The sequence below is a fragment of the Salinicola sp. NYA28a genome (genome assembly GCF_976982775.1).
The window spans coordinates 3,787,368-3,804,677 of sequence record NZ_OZ334582.1 but is presented as its reverse complement, the minus strand read 5'-3'; the positions used below and the strand labels follow the sequence as shown (position 1 = coordinate 3,804,677).

Annotated in this window: 16 protein-coding genes and 1 pseudogene; 15 read left to right on the top strand and 2 right to left on the bottom strand. The window is 61.8% G+C overall.

Going from position 1 to position 17,310, the window contains the following annotated elements; translation table 11 throughout:
* Nucleotides 1-65: 65 nt before the first annotated feature.
* The 11 genes from nusA to ACWHY3_RS17105 all read left to right on the top strand — a co-directional run bounded on the left by nusA (nucleotide 66) and on the right by ACWHY3_RS17105 (nucleotide 12,013).
* A complete protein-coding gene (gene nusA / locus ACWHY3_RS17155; protein WP_332779689.1) occupies nucleotides 66-1,559 on the top strand; it encodes a transcription termination factor NusA in 1,494 nt (497 codons plus the stop codon).
* A 27-nt stretch (nucleotides 1,560-1,586) separates the two neighbouring features.
* Nucleotides 1,587-4,121, top strand: a complete 2,535-nt coding sequence (gene infB / locus ACWHY3_RS17150) for a translation initiation factor IF-2 (RefSeq protein ID WP_448127093.1) — start codon at nucleotides 1,587-1,589, stop codon at nucleotides 4,119-4,121.
* A gap of 67 nt (nucleotides 4,122-4,188) precedes the next feature.
* Nucleotides 4,189-4,626 carry a 30S ribosome-binding factor RbfA gene (gene rbfA / locus ACWHY3_RS17145; RefSeq protein WP_087718606.1) on the top strand — a complete coding sequence of 146 codons (438 nt, stop codon included), beginning with the start codon at nucleotides 4,189-4,191 and terminating at the stop codon, nucleotides 4,624-4,626.
* Nucleotides 4,626-5,558 (top strand): tRNA pseudouridine(55) synthase TruB, encoded by a 933-nt coding sequence (gene truB / locus ACWHY3_RS17140; protein ID WP_332779687.1) that lies wholly within the window; start codon nucleotides 4,626-4,628, stop codon nucleotides 5,556-5,558. Before rbfA ends, truB begins: the two co-directional genes overlap by 1 nt.
* 149 nt (nucleotides 5,559-5,707) lie before the next feature.
* The gene (gene rpsO, locus ACWHY3_RS17135) at nucleotides 5,708-5,977 is read left to right on the top strand and encodes a 30S ribosomal protein S15 (protein ID WP_071230933.1); all 270 of its coding nucleotides are present in this window, start codon (nucleotides 5,708-5,710) and stop codon (nucleotides 5,975-5,977) included.
* Between the two features lie 286 nt (nucleotides 5,978-6,263).
* Nucleotides 6,264-7,277: a LacI family DNA-binding transcriptional regulator gene (locus tag ACWHY3_RS17130; protein WP_448127092.1), complete on the top strand. Its 1,014-nt coding sequence runs from the start codon at nucleotides 6,264-6,266 to the stop codon at nucleotides 7,275-7,277.
* 157 nt (nucleotides 7,278-7,434) lie between these two features.
* Nucleotides 7,435-8,367: a substrate-binding domain-containing protein gene (locus ACWHY3_RS17125; RefSeq protein ID WP_448127091.1), complete on the top strand. Its 933-nt coding sequence runs from the start codon at nucleotides 7,435-7,437 to the stop codon at nucleotides 8,365-8,367.
* On the top strand, nucleotides 8,364-9,146 hold the full coding sequence (locus tag ACWHY3_RS17120) for an ATP-binding cassette domain-containing protein (protein WP_448127090.1): 783 nt from the start codon (nucleotides 8,364-8,366) through the stop codon (nucleotides 9,144-9,146). The genes ACWHY3_RS17125 and ACWHY3_RS17120 overlap by 4 nt, the downstream gene beginning before the upstream one ends.
* Nucleotides 9,143-10,147 (top strand): ABC transporter permease, encoded by a 1,005-nt coding sequence (locus tag ACWHY3_RS17115; protein ID WP_448127089.1) that lies wholly within the window; start codon nucleotides 9,143-9,145, stop codon nucleotides 10,145-10,147. The genes ACWHY3_RS17120 and ACWHY3_RS17115 overlap by 4 nt, the downstream gene beginning before the upstream one ends.
* Nucleotides 10,144-11,208 carry a phosphotriesterase family protein gene (locus ACWHY3_RS17110; RefSeq protein ID WP_448127088.1) on the top strand — a complete coding sequence of 355 codons (1,065 nt, stop codon included), beginning with the start codon at nucleotides 10,144-10,146 and terminating at the stop codon, nucleotides 11,206-11,208. Before ACWHY3_RS17115 ends, ACWHY3_RS17110 begins: the two co-directional genes overlap by 4 nt.
* A 40-nt stretch (nucleotides 11,209-11,248) precedes the next feature.
* Nucleotides 11,249-12,013 (top strand): glutamine amidotransferase, encoded by a 765-nt coding sequence (locus tag ACWHY3_RS17105; RefSeq protein ID WP_448127087.1) that lies wholly within the window; start codon nucleotides 11,249-11,251, stop codon nucleotides 12,011-12,013.
* Nucleotides 12,014-12,053: 40 nt separating this feature from the next.
* Here ACWHY3_RS17105 and ACWHY3_RS17100 read toward each other — a convergent pair whose 3' ends face one another.
* The gene (locus ACWHY3_RS17100) at nucleotides 12,054-12,935 is read right to left on the bottom strand and encodes a ribokinase (RefSeq protein ID WP_448127086.1); all 882 of its coding nucleotides are present in this window, start codon (nucleotides 12,933-12,935) and stop codon (nucleotides 12,054-12,056) included.
* Between the two features lie 32 nt (nucleotides 12,936-12,967).
* On the opposite strand from ACWHY3_RS17100, the gene ACWHY3_RS17095 reads away from it, so the two are divergent.
* The 4 genes and pseudogenes from ACWHY3_RS17095 (at nucleotide 12,968) to yiaK (ending at nucleotide 16,149) form a co-directional block, all read left to right on the top strand.
* Nucleotides 12,968-13,810 carry a BtpA/SgcQ family protein gene (locus ACWHY3_RS17095; protein ID WP_448127085.1) on the top strand — a complete coding sequence of 281 codons (843 nt, stop codon included), beginning with the start codon at nucleotides 12,968-12,970 and terminating at the stop codon, nucleotides 13,808-13,810.
* Nucleotides 13,803-14,471, top strand: coding sequence for a TenA family protein (locus ACWHY3_RS17090; protein WP_448127084.1), 669 nt, complete (start codon nucleotides 13,803-13,805; stop codon nucleotides 14,469-14,471). The genes ACWHY3_RS17095 and ACWHY3_RS17090 overlap by 8 nt, the downstream gene beginning before the upstream one ends.
* Before the next feature lie 335 nt (nucleotides 14,472-14,806).
* Nucleotides 14,807-14,986: a hypothetical protein gene (locus ACWHY3_RS17085; RefSeq protein ID WP_448127083.1), complete on the top strand. Its 180-nt coding sequence runs from the start codon at nucleotides 14,807-14,809 to the stop codon at nucleotides 14,984-14,986.
* A gap of 156 nt (nucleotides 14,987-15,142) precedes the next feature.
* Nucleotides 15,143-16,149, top strand: a pseudogene (yiaK, locus tag ACWHY3_RS17080) (3-dehydro-L-gulonate 2-dehydrogenase).
* A gap of 102 nt (nucleotides 16,150-16,251) precedes the next feature.
* Here the strand turns inward: yiaK and ACWHY3_RS17075 are convergent.
* Entirely contained in the window at nucleotides 16,252-17,211 is a 960-nt protein-coding gene (locus tag ACWHY3_RS17075) for a 2-hydroxyacid dehydrogenase (RefSeq protein ID WP_448127082.1), read from the bottom strand.
* Nucleotides 17,212-17,310: the final 99 nt, after the last annotated feature.

Sequence of the window (17,310 nt, the reverse complement as noted above, 5' to 3'; positions counted from 1 at the left end):
ACTCAGGATTCGACACCGATTCAGTTATTCGAGATCAAGAACCGGTTTTTCGGCGAGGCATAGGCATGAGCAAAGAAATACTGCTGGTCGTTGACGCCATCTCCAACGAGAAGAGCGTGCCCCGAGACGTCATTTTCGAGGCGGTCGAAGCGGCGTTGGCCAGCGCGTCGCGCAAGCGTTTCGAAGGTCAGGACGTCAGCATTCGCGTCCAGATTGATCGCCGCACCGGCGAGTACGATACTTTTCGCCGCTGGGTCGTGGTCGAAGACGAAGAGTACCTCAGCGAAGATCGTGAAATTCCGCTTTCCGAGGCAGAAGAGCGCGAGCTGCCGCTGGCGGTGGGTGATGTCGTCGAAGAGCAGATCGAATCGGTGGCTTTCGGACGTATCGCGGCGCAGACCGCCAAGCAGGTCATCGTGCAGAAGGTCCGCGAAGCCGAGCGCGCCCAGATCGTCAGGCATTACGCCGAGCGGGAAGGCGAACTGGTCGCGGGCATCGTCAAGAAAACGACACGTGACGGCCTGATCATTGACCTCGGCGAGAACGCAGAGGGCTTCTTGCCGCGTGGCGAGATGATCCCTGGCGAGCGCTACCGCATGAACGAGCGGGTACGGGCCCTGTTGTGGAAAGTCGATGCAGAAGCGCGCGGCTCTCAGCTCATCCTGTCCCGGACGAAACCGGGCATGCTGGTCGAGCTCTTCAAGATCGAAGTGCCGGAAATTGCCGAACAGCTGATCGAGATCAAGGGGGCCGCCCGCGATCCCGGGGCACGCGCCAAGATCGCGGTCAAAACCAACGACAGGCGCATCGACCCGGTCGGTGCCTGTGTCGGCATGCGTGGTTCGCGCGTGCAAGCGGTGTCCAACGAGCTGCGTAACGAGCGCGTGGACATCATTCTATGGGACGATAATCCCGCGCAGCTGGTGATCAATGCCATGGCGCCGGCGGAAGTCGCTTCTATTCTCGTCGACGAAGATGCCCATTCGATGGACGTCGCCGTCGGTGAAGACAACCTCGCTCAGGCCATTGGTCGTAGCGGCCAGAACGTCAGACTCGCCAGCGAGTTGACGGGGTGGACGCTCAACGTGATGACCGTTGACGAAGCCGAGGGTAAACGCGAGCAGGAAGTCGACAGCCTGGTCGAATATTTCATCAACCATCTCGAGATCGACGAAGACGTCGCCCGTATCCTGGTCGAGGAAGGGTTCACGACGATCGAAGAGCTGGCCTACGTGCCGCTCGAAGAGATGCTGGAGATCGAAGAGTTCGATGAGGATCTGGTCGAGGAACTTCGTGCAAGAGCCAAGGATGAGCTTCTCAACTTGGCCATCGCAACGGAAGAGCAATTGGATGGCGCTCAGCCCGCCGAAGACCTTCTCACGATGGACGGCATGGACCGCCACCTGGCTTTCATTCTTGCCAGCCGTGGCATCGTCACCATGGAGGACCTCGCAGAACAGTCCATCGAGGATCTGAAGGATATCGACGACGTGGACGAGGAGCGCGCAGCGGCACTGATCATGACTGCCCGTGCGCCTTGGTTTCAGAGCGAAGAGTAACGTGGTCACGGGTTCAGGAGGGTCGTAATGTCAGACATGACCGTAAAAGAGTTTGCCGGCAAGGTGGGACGCGATGTGTCCCGCCTGCTTGAACAGATGAAGGATGCGGGTCTGCCGCATCAGAAGGAAAGCGACGCGGTCTCCGAAGAGGACAAGCAGCGTCTGCTCGATCACCTGACCAAGAGTCACGGTGGTGGACGCGGTCCGCGTAACCGCATCACCTTGACGCGCAACACCCGCAGCAAGATCCGCTCGGGCGATCGCGGCAAGACCATTGAAGTGCAGGTGCGCAAGAAGCGTACCTACGTCAAGCGGGATGCAGAACCGGCCGAAGAAGCGCCGGTCGAAGAGACTGGTCCGCGTCAGTTGGTTGGCGACATGGCCGATAAGGCGCAACAGCAGGCCGCCGAGCAGGCCAGTGCCCAGGCTGCGGCGGCGAGCGAAGCGGCTCAGAATCAGACCGCGGGTCAGGAAAGCTCCAACAAGGCTGCCGCGCCGGCGCCTCAGCCCCAGGCACCCGGGGATGACATTCCCGATGAGCCGCAGGTCGAGGACGACGAGCCGACTTCCAACAGTCAGCCGTTCGTCGAGCCGCCGCCCAAGGAGCCGCGCACCGAAAATCGTCGCGCCCATCCGAAGAAGGACAAGGAGCGTGATCAGGGTCGCCGTGGGCGCCGTGATGACGACGACGACCGTTCCGAGCGTCGCCGTGGCGGCGGGGCCAAGAAGGTCAAGCGTGCCGAGCGTCGCGGTAGCCGTCGTGGTCGTGGCGACAACCAGCACGGCTTCCAGAAGCCGACCCAGCCGATCGTGCGCGAAGTCGCGCTGCCGGAATCGATCAGCGTTGCCGAACTGGCCGACAAGATGTCGATCAAGGCCAACGAAGTGATCAAGGCCATGTTCAGCATGGGTGCGGCGGTGACCATCAACCAGACCATCGATCAGGATACTGCCGCGATCGTGGTCGAGGAGATGGGTCACAAGCCGAAGCTGGTCAAGGAAGATGCGCTCGAGACCGAAGTGCTCGAAGGCATCTCCTACGAAGGTGACGAAATCACCCGCTCGCCGGTCGTCACTGTCATGGGTCACGTCGACCACGGCAAGACCTCGCTGCTCGACTTCATCCGTCGCACCAAGGTCGCGACTGGCGAAGCCGGTGGCATCACCCAGCATATCGGTGCCTACCACGTCGAAGGCGAACATGGTGGCGTCACCTTCCTGGATACGCCGGGTCACGCAGCGTTTACCGCCATGCGTGCTCGTGGTGCCCAGGCGACCGATGTCGTCATCCTGGTGGTGGCCGCCGACGACGGTGTCATGCCGCAGACGATCGAGGCGATCGAGCATGCCAAGGCTGCCGGCGTACAGCTGGTCGTCGCGATCAACAAGATCGACAAGGAAGGTGCCGACCTCGACCGGATTCGCAACGAGCTGTCACAGCACGGCGTGATCTCCGAAGAGTGGGGCGGCGATACCCAGTTCGTTCCGGTCTCGGCGAAGACCGGCGAAGGCATCGATCAACTGCTGGAGTCGGTGCTGCTGGTCTCCGAAGTGCTCGAGCTCAAGGCGGTGCCGGAAGCGCCGGGTAAAGGCGTGGTGGTCGAGTCTCGCCTCGACAAGGGTCGCGGTCCGGTTGCTACCGTGCTGGTCCAGAACGGCACGCTCAAGCGTGGCGACATCGTCCTTGCCGGCCTGCACTACGGCCGTGTGCGGGCGCTGACCAACGAACTCGGCAAGCAGGTCGAGTCGGTCGGCCCGTCCATGCCGGTCGAGATCCAGGGTCTCGACGGCACGCCGGAAGCCGGTGAAGACTTCATGGTCCTGGCCGACGAGAAGAAGGCGCGTGAAATCGCCAACTTCCGTCAGGGCAAATACCGTGAAGTTCGCCTGGCGCGTCAGCAGAAGGCCAAGCTGGAGAATATGTTCAGCCAGATGGGCCAGGACGAAGTGGCCAAGGTCAATGTCGTCCTCAAGGCCGACGTCCAGGGCTCGCTCGAGGCGATTCGCGGTGCGCTGGAAGAACTTTCCACCGATGAAGTGCAGGTGGCGGTCGTCTCTTCCGGGGTCGGCGGTATCACCGGTACCGACGCCAACCTGGCGCTGGCCAGTGAAGCGATTCTGGTCGGCTTCAACGTCCGTGCCGATGCTTCCGCCCGTGAGATCGTCGAGCGTGAAGGGCTGGATCTGCGCTACTACAGCGTCATCTACCAGCTGATCGACGAGGTCAAGCAGGCCATGAGCGGCATGCTGGCGCCGGAGTGGAAAGAAGAGATCGTCGGTGTCGCCGAAGTGCGCGACGTGTTCAAGGCGCCGAAGATCGGTGCCATCGCTGGCTGTATGGTCATCGAGGGCTCCGTCCACCGCAACAAGAAGATCCGCGTCCTGCGCGACAACGTGGTCATCTATGAAGGCGAGCTGGAATCCCTGCGTCGCTTCAAGGATGACGTCAACGAAGTCCGTAACGGCATGGAGTGCGGTATCGGCGTCAAGAACTACAACGACGTTCAGGTCGGCGACAAGATCGAGGTCTTCGACCAGGTCAAGGTCGAGCGTACCCTGTAAGTGACAGGATCCCGCGGGGGCCCAGGTTTTTATGAACCAGGCGCCTGCGGAATCTCGAGAGGCAACGATGCGCGAATTCAAACGAACCGATCGGGTCGCCGACCAGCTGCAGCAGGAGCTGGCCGTACTGATCCAGCGTGAGATCAAGGATCCGCGTCTGGGGATGGTCACGGTCAGCTCGGTCACGGTCAGTCGGGATCTCGGCTATGCCGATATCTACGTGACGCTGCTGGGCGAGAACGATCCGGCTCGGGTCAAGGAAAACCTGGCCGTGCTCAAGCGGGCTGCCGGCTTTCTGCGTTCGCAGATCGCGCGCCGCATCAAGCTTCGTCACGTACCCGAGCTGCGTTTTCACTACGACGAGAGCGTGGTGCGCGGGCACAAGCTGTCGGCATTGATCGATGAAGCCGTCGCCAGCAACCGCCCGCAGGAGAATGACGAAGCGGCGCCGCAGGATGGAGCGCAGGAAAGCGATCCTCGAAAAGAGGATGGAGAGCCACGCTGATGGCGCGCCGTCGCAAGGGGTTGCCCATCAACGGCGTGCTGCTGCTCGACAAGCCCAAGGGCGTGTCGAGCAACCATGCGCTCCAGCGTGCCCGGCGGCTGTTTCAGGCGCGCAAGGCGGGTCATACCGGGACGCTGGACCCGATGGCGACCGGGCTGTTGCCGGTCTGCCTGGGCGAGGCGACCAAGTTCTCCGCCCATCTGCTCGAAGCCGACAAGGTCTACCGCACCCGGATCCAGTTCGGTGCAGTGACCGATACCGGAGACGCCGAAGGCGAAGTGGTGGAGCGTCGTCCGTTGCCCGAGACGCTGGATCGTGACGCCGTCGAAGCCGTGCTCGAACGCTTTCGCGGCGAGATCGAGCAGGTGCCGCCGATGTACTCGGCACTCAAGCACCAGGGCCGCAAGCTCTACGAGCTCGCGCGCCAGGGGGAAACGGTAACGCGTGCGCCCAGGCGCGTGACGATATATGATATGCGCCCGCTCGAGTGGGAGTCCGATGGTATCTGGTTGCAGGTTCGCTGCAGCAAGGGCACCTACATACGGACGCTGGCCGAGGATATCGGCGCAGCACTCGGTTTCGGCGCGCATATCACGGCGTTGGAGCGCCTGGAAACGGGCCCCTTCGACAGTCGAGCGCGGCTCTCTTTCGAGACGCTCGAGGCGATGAGCGACGAAGAGCGGCTGGCGCAGCTGTTGCCGGTCGATGTCATGCTCGAGCATCTGCCGACGCTCAGCGTGGCGGAGACGGTGGCCCAGCGCTTGCTGCTGGGTCAGCGGGTATCGGTAGCGGATACCGAGCTGGTGCCGGGTACGACGGCAAGATTGTATCGCGACGAATCCTTTCTGGGATTGGTCGAACTGACCGCACCGGGGGAAGTCATTCCCCGGCGTCTGGTCGACACGGCAGCATTGAATGCGGGCCAGGCCTGAGCCGGGATCGAGACCCGACAGGTGAAGCCGATCGATCTGTCAGCATCGATTCGATGCACCCGTCCCCGTGACGGTCAACCGGGAGGCTGCAAATATGCGTGGTCTCCGACATTCATCATTCAGGCATATTGCTTGCTGGAGAGTTTTTCATGGCATTGACTGCTGAAAAGAAAGCCGAGATTGTCAAAGAGTTCGGTCAGGGCGAAAGCGACACCGGTTCCCCGGAAGTCCAGGTTGCGCTGCTGAGCGCCAACATCGACGGTCTGCAGAGCCACTTCAAGGATCACAAGCAGGATCACCACTCCCGTCGTGGTCTGATCCGCATGGTCAACCAGCGCCGTAAGCTGCTGGACTACCTCAAGGGCAAGGACTTCGATCGCTATCAGTCGCTGATCAAGAAGCTCGGCCTGCGTCGCTAAGACTGCCGTCAGGCCCCGCCTGACGTCAGACGCCGAGGCTTCGGTCTCGCAAAAAGCCCCACTTCGGTGGGGCTTTTTGCGTTGGGGGCTCTTGTCTGCCCTCTTATCTCCCGTGGGCGTGACAGGCGCCGGTGTCGGCCCGCCGACGCCAGCTTCTGGCCGGTAACGATCGACGCGCATCGCAGACTTTTTCTCGGCCTTTCTTTACATCGCCCTGCAAGGCTAGCTATCGTTAAAGGTAAACGCGTTTACTAAACCGGTTTACTTGTATCTTTTGGAGCAATGCATGGCCAACCTGCAGGACGTGGCGAAAGCGGCGGGGGTCTCCAAGACCACCGTATCGCGCTACCTGAATGGTTCGCTCGAGCTGCCGACCAGGACCGCCGAGGCTGTCGATGCCGCCATTCGGCGCCTGGAATACGTGCCCAACCCGCACGCGCGTCGGCTCAGTCTCGGTCGCTCCGACACCATCGCGTTGGTCGTGCCCGATATCGCCTCGCCATTCTTTGCCACCTTTGTCGCCGCCGTGGAGGCGGAAGCCGACAAGCAAGGCCTGTCGCTGGCACTGCATGCGACCCTCAATCGCCCCGATCGCGAGATCACCTATCTGGATCGTATTCGTCAAGGGCATGTGGATGGCCTGATCTTCGTCACGAATCATGCCGGTACTGCCGCCCTGGCGGCCAAGCTCAACAGTGCCGGACCCTGTGTCGTGGTCGACGAGGACGTCGCCGAGGCGCGGGTGCCCAAGCTGTTTTGCGATAACGAAGAGGGTGGCTATCTGGCGGGGCGCCACCTCGCGAAGGTGGGCCACCGTCACGTGCTGTTCATCGGCGGTATCGACCAGATGATCAGCGGTGCTCGCCGTTTCCGTGGCTTCGAACGTGGCATGCGCGAGGTGGCCGGCGAGGCCGCTAGGATCGAACGCTCGTGCGGCACCTACACCTTCGAGGCCGGTCGCGAGGCGGGGCGTCGCTTCGCGGCCCTTTCGCAGGCGCGTCCGACCGCGATCTTCGCCACCTCGGACGAACTGGTGATCGGGCTCTACGAGGCGCTGGGCGAGGCGAACCTCGAGATACCGCGGGACGTCTCCGTCATGGGATTCGACGATGTCGGCCCGTTGCACCTGTTCGCGCCCGCCGTGACCGTGATCCGCCAGCCGGTACGCGAGCTTGGCAAGCGCGCGCTCGAACTGCTGCTCGATACCCGGCCGATTGATCTCAAAAATCCTCCAGGTGAAGAGCTGCTGCCGGTTACGTTGATCGAGCGCGGGTCGGTCGGGCCACTCCGTAGGTCCTAGCCAGGATTCCACCAACCCATTTCAGGGATGTCATTCAACACCTAGCAAAGGGAGTTCTTTCAATCTTCCCGGCCTTGCAACAACAGGTCGATAGTACGAAGCAGTTAAGACGAGTCCCAATCCAAAATCGCAACAAGTCCAATAACGAGGAAACGACATGTCTTCAATCTCCTACCGTCGCGCGTTTGGCGCTCTCCTGATTTCCGGCGCCGTCGGCCTGGCCGCGCTGCCCGGTATCGCCCAGGCCAAGACCTTTGCGCTGGTGCAGATCAACCAGCAGGCACTGTTCTTCAACGAGATGAACCGGGGCGCCGAGGAGGCCGCCAAGGCCATGGGCGCGGATCTGCAGATCTTTAATGCCAATAACGTCTCATCGGATCAGAACAGCGCCATCGAAACCTACATCCAGGAGGGCGTCGATGGTATCGCCGTGGTGGCGATCGACGTCAACGGCATCATGCCCGCGATCGAGCAGGCCGACGCAGCCGGCATTCCGGTCGTCGGTATCGACGCGGTGCTACCGGAAGGGCCGCAGAAGGCACAGATAGGTGTCGACAACGCCGAGGCGGGCGCGGAGCTCGCGGCCTACTACGGTGAAGCTATGAAGGGGGCATCGAAACTGGGGATCGTTGGTGCGCTCAACTCCTACATTCAGAACGTACGCCGAGACGGTTTCGTGGATGCGCTCGATACGGGGCGCGTCGAGGTGGTCAACACCGTCGATGGTCAAAATGTCCAGGATCTGGCGCTCGGCGCGGCAGAGAACCTGATCATCGCCAACCCTGATCTGAATGCGATCTATGCCACCGGCGAGCCGGCGCTGATGGGCGCGATCGCGGCCGTGGAAAGCCAGGGAAAGCAGGGCGACCTATCGATTTATGGCTGGGACCTGACCCAGCAGGCAATCGATGCTATCGATCAGGGTTACGTAAAAGGCGTCGTCCAACAGGATCCGGCGGCGATGGGCGCAGCGGCGATCGAGGCGCTCGCCACTCTGGCTGACGGTGGTGAGGTCGAACGGAACATCTCGGTGCCGGTCACCATCGTCACGCAGGAAAACGTCGACGAGTTCCGGGGGCTGTTTCAATGAGTGCGGCAGCGGCTTCCTTCGCGGCGAAAAGCGATGTCGGTGCGCCGGCACCGATCCTCAGCCTGCGTGACATCCACAAGACCTTCGGGTCGCACCAGGCCCTGCGCGGCGTCAATCTGGACATCCGGCCGGGCGAGTGTCTTGGCTTGATCGGCGACAACGCCGCCGGCAAGTCGACCCTCTCCAAAGTGATCGCCGGCACTTACGTGCCCGACGACGGCGTGATCGAGATGGAGGGCCGGCGGGCTGACTACGCGAGTCCGCTGGAGGCGCGCGACCTGCACATCGAGATGGTCTATCAGGATCTCGCGCTGTGTAACCATGTCGACGTGGTCGGCAACCTGTTTCTGGGGCGCGAGTTGAAGCGCGGTCCCTTTCTGGACCAGAAGCGGATGCTCGCCGAGGCGGAGCAGATGCTGGCGGCGCTGGAGATTCGTATCCCCCGGTTGACCGCCAAGGTGGCGAATCTTTCCGGCGGCCAGCGCCAGGCCATCGCCATCGCGCGGGCCGCGAGCTTCGAGCCCAAGGTACTGATCATGGACGAGCCGACCTCGGCGCTGGCCGTGGCAGAGGTGGAAGCGGTGCTCGAGCTGATCAACAGGGTTAAGGCTAGGGGCGTCGCCGTGGTGCTGATCACCCACCGCATGCAGGACCTGTTTCGGGTCTGCGATCGCATTGCTGTCATGTACGAAGGCACCAAGGTTGCCGAGCGTCTGATCGGCGACACCAACCTTCAGGAACTCGTCGACCTGGTGGTCGGCAAGGGAGGCGAGGCATGACCACATATACCGAACGGCAGCGTGGCTCGCGGCTGGCGGATCTCGTCGCGGAACACGCGCAGGTACTATCGATCGCGACCTTCTTCGTGCTCTGTCTGGCGTTCTTCGGATTGATGAACAACAACTTTCTGACCCTGAGCAATCTGCTCAACGTGCTGCGCCAGGCAGCGCCGATCCTGATCGTGGCAGTGGCGATGACGCTGGTCATCGCCACTGCCGGAATCGATCTCTCGGTCGGCTCGATGGTGGCGCTGATCAATGCTACCGCCGCGATCGTGATCGCCGCAGGGGTGAGCTGGCCGCTGGCGATCGTGCTGATGCTGCTGATGGGGGCCCTGATCGGTGGCGTACAGGGCTGGTTTATCTCCTATCAGGGCATTCCGGCGTTCATCGTCACATTGGCGGGGCTCTCGATTCTGCGTGGGGCGGCGCTATTTCTCACCGAGGGCTACTCGATCCCGATCCGCGATGCCGGCGGCTTCTTCTGGCTAGGTCGTGGCGAAGTGCTGGGATTGCCGGTGCCGGCACTGCTGGCGGTGCTGGTCGCCGTGCTGGGCTTCGTGGTGATGCGCAAGACCGCCTACGGGCGCCAGGTGATCTCGGTCGGCTCGAATATGGAAGCGGCGCGCCGTGTCGGTATGCCCGCCAAGCGAGTATTGGCCTCGGTCTATGTCGTAGCCGGCGTGGCTTGTGCGGTCGCCGCCATTCTGCTTGCCGCGCGTCTGGGCTCCGGTTCCTCTAATTCGGCCCAGGGCTTCGAACTGCAGGTAATCGCCGCTGTGGTCCTAGGGGGTACCGCATTACAGGGCGGTAAAGCATCAATGCTGGGTACGGTCCTTGGTACCATGACTATCGCTGTAATTGGTAATGGATTGATTCTAATAAATATTTCTCCTTTTTTTACTCAAATCGTTACTGGCACGATCATTCTGATCGCGATCTGGATGAATACGCGATTGTTTGATCGCCGCTGGCGCCGAAGTAAAAGGAAACCCGCATGAGCGAACTTTCGCTGTGCCATGTCGGATCGGGTCGGATCATGACCGTCGATGGACCGATTATGGCTGACCAACTAGGCCACACGCTGATGCACGAGCACTTGCAAAACGACTGTTCTTGCTGGTGGCATCCTCCCAGGGAGGCCGAACGTCTGTATTTGGCAGAAGCTCCGATCAGCATCGAGCTACTATCGGAGCTCCGTCAGGACCCCTTCGTCAATAAACACAACATCATGCTAGACGATCTGGGTCTTGCCGTTGAAGAGGTGCGAGCTTTTACCGCGGTTGGCGGTCGGAGCATCGTCGATCCTACCTGCCGCGGCATCGGCCGGGACCCACTCAAGCTGCGTCGAATCACGGCTGAGACTGGTCTACAGGTGGTCATGGGAGCCGGATACTACCTGGCATCATCGATGCCTGAGACGGTGGCCGCGCTTAGCATCGATGACATTGCCGATGAAATCGTCCTTGAGGCATTGACTGGCGTTAACGGCACTGATGCGAAAATCGGTCTAATTGGCGAAATCGGTGTGTCCTCAGAGTTCACAGTAGAAGAAGAGAAGTCTCTGCGCGGTGCAGCGCGAGCTCAGGTCCGCACTGGGCTACCGCTGATGGTTCATTTGCCGGGCTGGTTTCGGATAGCACATAAGGTGCTCGACATTGTCGAGGAAGAGGGTGGCGATCTGCGCCATACCGTGCTGTGCCACATGAATCCCTCCCACATGGACGCGGTCTACCAGGCAACGCTAGCGCAGCGCGGTGCCTTTTTGGAGTTCGACATGATCGGCATGGACTTCTTCTACGCCGATCAGGGTGTGCAATGCCCCTCTGACGAGGAAGTGGCCCGCGCGATCATTGGACTCATCGAGCATGGCTACCTCGATCGCCTGCTACTCTCGCACGATGTCTTCGTGAAAATGATGCTGACCCGCTACGGCGGCAACGGTTACTCCCACGTGACCAAGCATTTCCTGCCGCGGCTCCGGCGCCACGGACTTGATCAAGCGACTCTGAATGCCTTGATAGTGACCAATCCGCGGCGCGTCTTCGACGCTGCCATCTGACATGCGCTTCCGACCCGATTTCTCAAATAAGGACAATACTATGGGTAACCGAGTACTGCTGGTAGGAGAGAGCTGGACAACCACCGAAACCCACTTCAAGGGCTTCGATCAGTTCGGATCGGTGCATTTTCATACCGGCGCGACACCGCTGCTGAAGGCGCTGGAAGGCAGCGACTTCCAGCTCGATTACATGACTGCCCATGCCGCGGCAGAGGAATTTCCCTTTGAGATCGAGGCGCTAGCCGCCTACGACATCATCATCTTGTCCGACATCGGGGCCAATACCTTCCTGCTGCCCCCAGACGTGTGGCTGCGCTCGCAGTGCGTGCCTAATCGCCTGCGCATGCTCAAGCGCTGGGTCGAGCAGGGTGGCAACCTGATCATGATGGGCGGCTATTTCTCGTTCCAAGGCATCGATGGCAAGGCACGTTGGCGCAAAACGCCCGTCGAAGAGGCGCTACCGGTAACCTGCCTTCCCTGGGACGATCGCATCGAGATCCCGGAAGGCGCAGTGGCCGACATCCTTACGCCCGACCATCCCATCATGGCGGGACTGCCGGCTGGCGACTGGCCGCCGGTCCTTGGCGTGAACGAGGTCGAGGTGCGTGATGGGGCCGAGGTCTTAGCCAGACTGCCCGAGGCCCAGGGCGGCCATCCATTGCTGGTGGTCGGTAGCCACGGGGCCGGTCGCACGGCGGCCTGGACCTCGGACATTGCGCCGCACTGGCTGTCGTCAGCGTTTTGCGAGTGGCCAGGCTATGCCTTGCTATGGAAGAACTTACTGGGCTGGCTAGTCGCGCGCTGATCCATCCCTGGGAGGCCCGGCCATCCGGAGCATCACAGGATCAACGGGCCAGGATCGCGGCCATTTCTGTCGGTGTGGGGAAGGCGGTCACGGTGCCGGGGCGAGCGACGGTGTGCGAGGCCGCCCTGGCAGCATGCGCCAGCGCGCATTCATCCAGTATGCCACCGCGGCGAATCGCGGAGGCCAGTGCCACAGCCATGAAGCAGTCGCCGGCACCAGTGGTGTCAACGATCGCGCAGGATTCCGCCGGCACGTCGAGCCGCTGGTTCTGGCGGATCAGCGCCGCCCCCTCGCCGCCGAGTGTCAGCACGATATCGCTGACACCCCGCGCGAGCAGATGCTCGACGCCCCCCAGCGCGGCGGCTTCGCCCTCGTTGACGAAGGCAACGTCGATCAGCGGCCAAAGTGAGTCGAAGTAATCCTGTAGCGGCGACGGATTGAAGGCGGTACGCATGCCGAGTTCCCGGGCCCGCTCGAGCGCCGCGGCGGTGGTCTCGGCACCAAGATTGCCCTGCATGACCAGCCAGTCGCCGGCACAGGCATCGGCCAGCGCGGTGCGAGCCATTTCGGGCGTCAGGGCGGAGGCGGCCTCGCGGGTAGTGATGACGGCATTCTCGCCCTGCTCGCTCATCAGCACCGTCGAGAAATCGGTCGCGACGTCGTCCAGCTCCAGCAGATGTGCCTGGACGGGCTCAGGCGCCAGTCGCTCGGCGATTTCACGCCCCCGGGCATCGCGACCGACGCCGGCGACCAGAATGCAAGGCACCCCCGATCGTGCCAGAACCGTGGCCTGATTGGTGCCTTTTCCGCCCAGGTCACGAGACAGAGACTGGCCGAAAATGGACGCACCGGGTCGTGGGAAATCGGGAATGGACAGCGTCTCGTCGAGCGCAACATTGCCGATAACGAAAGTCTTGATCACTGATTGTTTTTCCTATTTTTAGAGATAACGACATGCAAATTATTTCCGATCGCTCGGAGAATGCAATAAGCGAAATTTTCGGTCGCGATAAAACGCTCATCGGCATGATTCATTGTCCGGCATTTCCGGGCTCTCCGCGTTACCGCGGGGAATCAATGGCGACGATATACGACACCTGTCTGCGTGATGCCGAGCGTCTGATCAAAGGTGGATTGCACGGCCTCGTAGTCGAAAATCACGGTGATGTCCCTTTCTCCAAGCCCGAGGATATCGGCCCGGAAACCTCGGCGTTTATGTCAGTGGTGACCGACAGGATCAAGCAGGAATTCGACGTGCCGATGGGTATCAACGTGCTGGCCAATGCACCGTTGCCGGCACTGGCAACTGCCGTGGCGGGCGGGGCGGATTTCATCCGAGTGAACCAGTGGGCCAATGCCTATGTGGCCAACGAAGGCTTCATGGAAGGACGGGCGGCGGAAGCGATGCGCTACCGTTCGCTGTTGCGCGCGGAGCATGTGAAGATTTTCACTGACTCTCACGTCAAGCATGGCAGCCATGCCATCGTCGCCGATCGTTCGATTCCCGAAATGACCCGGGATCTGGCGTTCTTCGACAGCGATTGCATCATCGCCACCGGCCAGCGCACCGGCAACAGCGCTACGCTGGAGGAGATCGAGGAGATCGGCGGTGCCACTCACCTGCCGCTGCTGGTCGGTTCCGGCGTCACCGAGGAAAACATCGCGCAGATTCTTGATCGGACCAACGGCGTGATCGTGGCCTCTTCGCTCAAGGAGGGCGGCGTGTGGTGGAATCCGGTCGACGAGACGCGCGTCGCGCGCTTCGTGGCCGCTGCCCGGGAGCAGCACGATGTCTGAGCTGCTGACGGATCGTATCTTGGCCGAGAATGCCGATGTCTTCGAAGCCATGGTCTCGCATCGCTTCGTTCACGACATCGAGGCGGATCGACTGCTCGTCGAAGTCTTCGATCGTTATCTGCTGATCGAAGGCGCGTTCGTCGAGACGGCCATCACCATCCTCGGCTACGCGGTGGCCAAGGCGACCGACCTCGATGATCGACGCAAGCTGATCGCTTCGCTCGACGCGCTTGCCAACGAACAGATGCCCTATTTCGAGGGGGCATTCACGCAGCGCAGCATCGCACCGGACCCGACGCTGCAGGCCGAGCCGCGGGTGGCGGCTTTTCGCGAGGGGATGCTGGCAATCGCCCGTGACGGCGATTTCAGCGCCATCATCACGGCCATGTTCGCCGCCGAGTGGATGTACTGGACCTGGTGCGATGCCATCCGTCAGGCGCCCATGAGCGACCCGATGGTGCGTGACTGGATCGAGATGCATGCCGCGCCCGGTTTCGCGGCGCAGGCCCGCTGGTTGCGAGATCGACTCGATGCGCTGGGCGCGCAGATGACTCCGGCCCAGCGCGACGAGGCGGTCCGCGTGTTCGGAGAGGTGCAACGGCTCGAGATCGACTTCCATTCCGCCGCCTATGTCGAGCGTGAGTGCTCTCCGGTGGCCTAAACGTCATTCTGGCTGCCGTTTTTGAGCTGTCGACGAGCGACGACGCATTGGAGACGGCGCTCGTCGCGCACGGCTCCGGCCGGTCTCAAGGCCGGCCGGAGCCATTGCAAAGCGCGGCGAGGTTACCTAGTCTCCTCGCCCGATCCTCGGGAAGCCGTTCTTGGCGTGTCTCGCATCCCGTGATCTCCACCCTGTGTTGTCTGCCCGTCCTCTGCCGACTGCCATCCCTCAACGGCGGTCACCCATGGCGTTCATCAACGGTTTCTGGTCCTGCAAGGATTTTTCCAAGTCCCGATCACACGCTGCCGCCGGCATCTCGCCCACGCGGCACGGCGATGGGAGGATTCGCCGCTTTCCAGGATGTCGTCTACGGTGCCACCGGGCCGATTGCAGGCCTGTTCGCCGGCGCTTTCGGCTACGCCAATATCCTTCTGCTCGGCCTGCTGGCAGCGTTGCTGGGGCTGCTGGTGGCCTGGCTCACGCATCGGGAGCCGCCTGTGACCGCAGGCCTCTGACCAGCCGGCCGAGTGCGGAAGCGCGGGCGTCGTGACATAGCCGGTCGCGCGATAAACGTTGATGTTGGGCAATGGCCCACTAAAGACGGATACGCCCGTGTATCAGAGGACGTTACCTTTATCGTCAAACATATGATGTATGACTAAAGGTGCCAAATGACTACCGTCGATCTGCAGACGCTGGAGAGAACGCTCGAGCAGGTCCTGCTCAATGCGGGGCTGGAGCCAAGTGACGCGGCGCTGTGCGCGCGTATTCACACTGAAAGCACGCGGGACGGCGTGCACTCTCACGGGATTGGGCGCATTCCCCGGTTCGTGGATTATGTCCGGCGCGGTTGGGTCGATACCCGGGCGCTCCAACGGTGGTGCAGCGCCTTGGCGCCATCGAGGTGCTCGACGGGAATTTCGGTATCGGCATCTGTCATGCAATGCAGGCCACCGAACGTGCCATGGCGCTCGCTCGGGAACATGGCATGGGGCTGGTCGCGCTGCGCAACACGACCCACTGGATGCGTGGCGGCAGCTACGGCTGGCATGCCGTGGAACAGGGGTTTGCTTCGATCATGTGGACCAATACCGAATCCTGCATGCCGGCCTGGGGCGCGGCGAGCCAGTCGATCGGCAACAATCCGTTGGTGATGGCGGTCCCGCATCAGGACGGGCCACTGGTGCTGGACATGGCGATGTCACAGTTCTCCTATGGCAAGCTCTCGACCACGCGATTGAAAGGCGAATCTCTCCCGATCGACGGTGGTTTCGACGACACCGGCGCGCTGACTCGGGATCCCGGCGCCATCGAGGCGACCCGGCGGATCCTTCCCACCGGTTATTGGAAAGGCTCGGGATTAGCGATTCTGCTCGATGCCCTGGCGGCGCTGCTGTCGCAGGGCAACCCGAGTCACGACATCGACCAGGTCAAACGTGGTAGCGGCGGCGGGAGCTGTCAGATTTTCATGGTATTCGATCCCGAGCAACTGGGAGGACGCGCGGCCTGGGATGCCATCGTCGAAGGGATTCAGGCGCATCTCGCCGCTGCGACGCCGGACGAATCGGGGCGTGCCGTACGCTGGCCAGGTGCCTCGACCTGGCGCCAGCGGAGCAGCAGTGCGCCATTGGCGCTCGACGATGGCCTGTGGCAAGAGGTGCTGGCGCTCGCCGAGTGAAGGTTCGGCTTCGGCACGGGTTTCGATCCTCTAAGGTCATCACGCCATCAAAAACGCGAAAACCTCGCCGACCGGCGAGGTTTTCGTGCCTTGAACGACTCGTTATACCGGCGTGACGGCCTTCTTCCCGGCCAGCACGTTGAGCGCATTTTCCACCGCCAGATCGCACATGGCGCCACGCGTCTCGTGAGTCGCCGAGCCGATGTGGGGCAGACAGACCACGTTGTCCATCGTCATCAACGGTGAATCGGTGGCCAGCGGCTCTTTCTCGAACACGTCGAGGCCGGCGTAGTAGAGCGTGCCATCCTTGAGACACTCGATCAGCTCCTGCTCGCGGACGACCTTGCCGCGGGCGATATTGACGAAGATCGCCTTGGGTTTGGTCAACGAGAGCAGCTCGCGGCCGACCAGACCTTCGGTTTCCGCCGACAGCGGCACGGTCACGCAGATGAAGTCTGCTTCCTTGAACAGCGTTTCGAGCTCGACCTGACGCGCGTCGAGCTGCGTTTCCACTTCCGGTTTGGCCGAGCGGTTCTGAAAGATCACTGACATGCCGAAACCGAAGTGGCCGCGCTGGGCGACGGCCTGGCCGATCCGCCCCATACCGACGATTCCCAGCGTCTTGCCCTTGAGATCGACGCCGAACAGATCGCTGCCGGGCGAGACCTTCCAGCGGCCGTCTAGCACCATGCGGTTCATCTCCGAGGCGCGACGCGCGGTCATCATGAATAATAGAAAGCCGGTGTCGGCCGTCGCCTCGGTCAACACGTCTGGCGTGTTGGTCAGCACGATGCCGCGCTCATGCAGCGCATCGACGTCGTAGTTATCGACGCCGACCGACACGCTGGCAACGACCTTGAGATTGGGCGACTGATCCAGCAGCTCGCGAGTGAATGGCACATTGGAGCCGATGAAGGCAACGGCGCGAGACATCGCCTCGCGGAATGCTTTGCGGTCATCGTCGCTGCCCAGACGGATGAAATGCACGACGTCGAAGTCGCGTTTGAGTTTGTCCAGTAGCTCCGGATAGAGCTCGTGCACGATCACGAGGGTCTCTTTCATCTTGCGACTCCTGTAGGCATTGGCGAAGCAGTGTCCTCTACGGCACCGCAGGGTTTAAAAACCATACATCATACAAGTGGTGATGGCCGTATCGGTGAT

Coding starts and splice junctions, on each gene's coding strand:
- ACWHY3_RS17105 (WP_448127087.1), top strand. CDS start 11,249: ATGGGTAACCGAGTACTGCTGGTAGGAGAGAGCTGGACAACCACCGAA.
- nusA (WP_332779689.1), top strand. CDS start 66: ATGAGCAAAGAAATACTGCTGGTCGTTGACGCCATCTCCAACGAGAAG.
- ACWHY3_RS17120 (WP_448127090.1), top strand. CDS start 8,364: ATGAGTGCGGCAGCGGCTTCCTTCGCGGCGAAAAGCGATGTCGGTGCG.
- ACWHY3_RS17075 (WP_448127082.1), bottom strand. CDS start 17,211: ATGAAAGAGACCCTCGTGATCGTGCACGAGCTCTATCCGGAGCTACTG.
- infB (WP_448127093.1), top strand. CDS start 1,587: ATGTCAGACATGACCGTAAAAGAGTTTGCCGGCAAGGTGGGACGCGAT.
- truB (WP_332779687.1), top strand. CDS start 4,626: ATGGCGCGCCGTCGCAAGGGGTTGCCCATCAACGGCGTGCTGCTGCTC.
- ACWHY3_RS17095 (WP_448127085.1), top strand. CDS start 12,968: ATGCAAATTATTTCCGATCGCTCGGAGAATGCAATAAGCGAAATTTTC.
- ACWHY3_RS17085 (WP_448127083.1), top strand. CDS start 14,807: ATGGGAGGATTCGCCGCTTTCCAGGATGTCGTCTACGGTGCCACCGGG.
- ACWHY3_RS17115 (WP_448127089.1), top strand. CDS start 9,143: ATGACCACATATACCGAACGGCAGCGTGGCTCGCGGCTGGCGGATCTC.
- ACWHY3_RS17110 (WP_448127088.1), top strand. CDS start 10,144: ATGAGCGAACTTTCGCTGTGCCATGTCGGATCGGGTCGGATCATGACC.
- ACWHY3_RS17090 (WP_448127084.1), top strand. CDS start 13,803: ATGTCTGAGCTGCTGACGGATCGTATCTTGGCCGAGAATGCCGATGTC.
- rbfA (WP_087718606.1), top strand. CDS start 4,189: ATGCGCGAATTCAAACGAACCGATCGGGTCGCCGACCAGCTGCAGCAG.
- ACWHY3_RS17130 (WP_448127092.1), top strand. CDS start 6,264: ATGGCCAACCTGCAGGACGTGGCGAAAGCGGCGGGGGTCTCCAAGACC.
- ACWHY3_RS17125 (WP_448127091.1), top strand. CDS start 7,435: ATGTCTTCAATCTCCTACCGTCGCGCGTTTGGCGCTCTCCTGATTTCC.
- rpsO (WP_071230933.1), top strand. CDS start 5,708: ATGGCATTGACTGCTGAAAAGAAAGCCGAGATTGTCAAAGAGTTCGGT.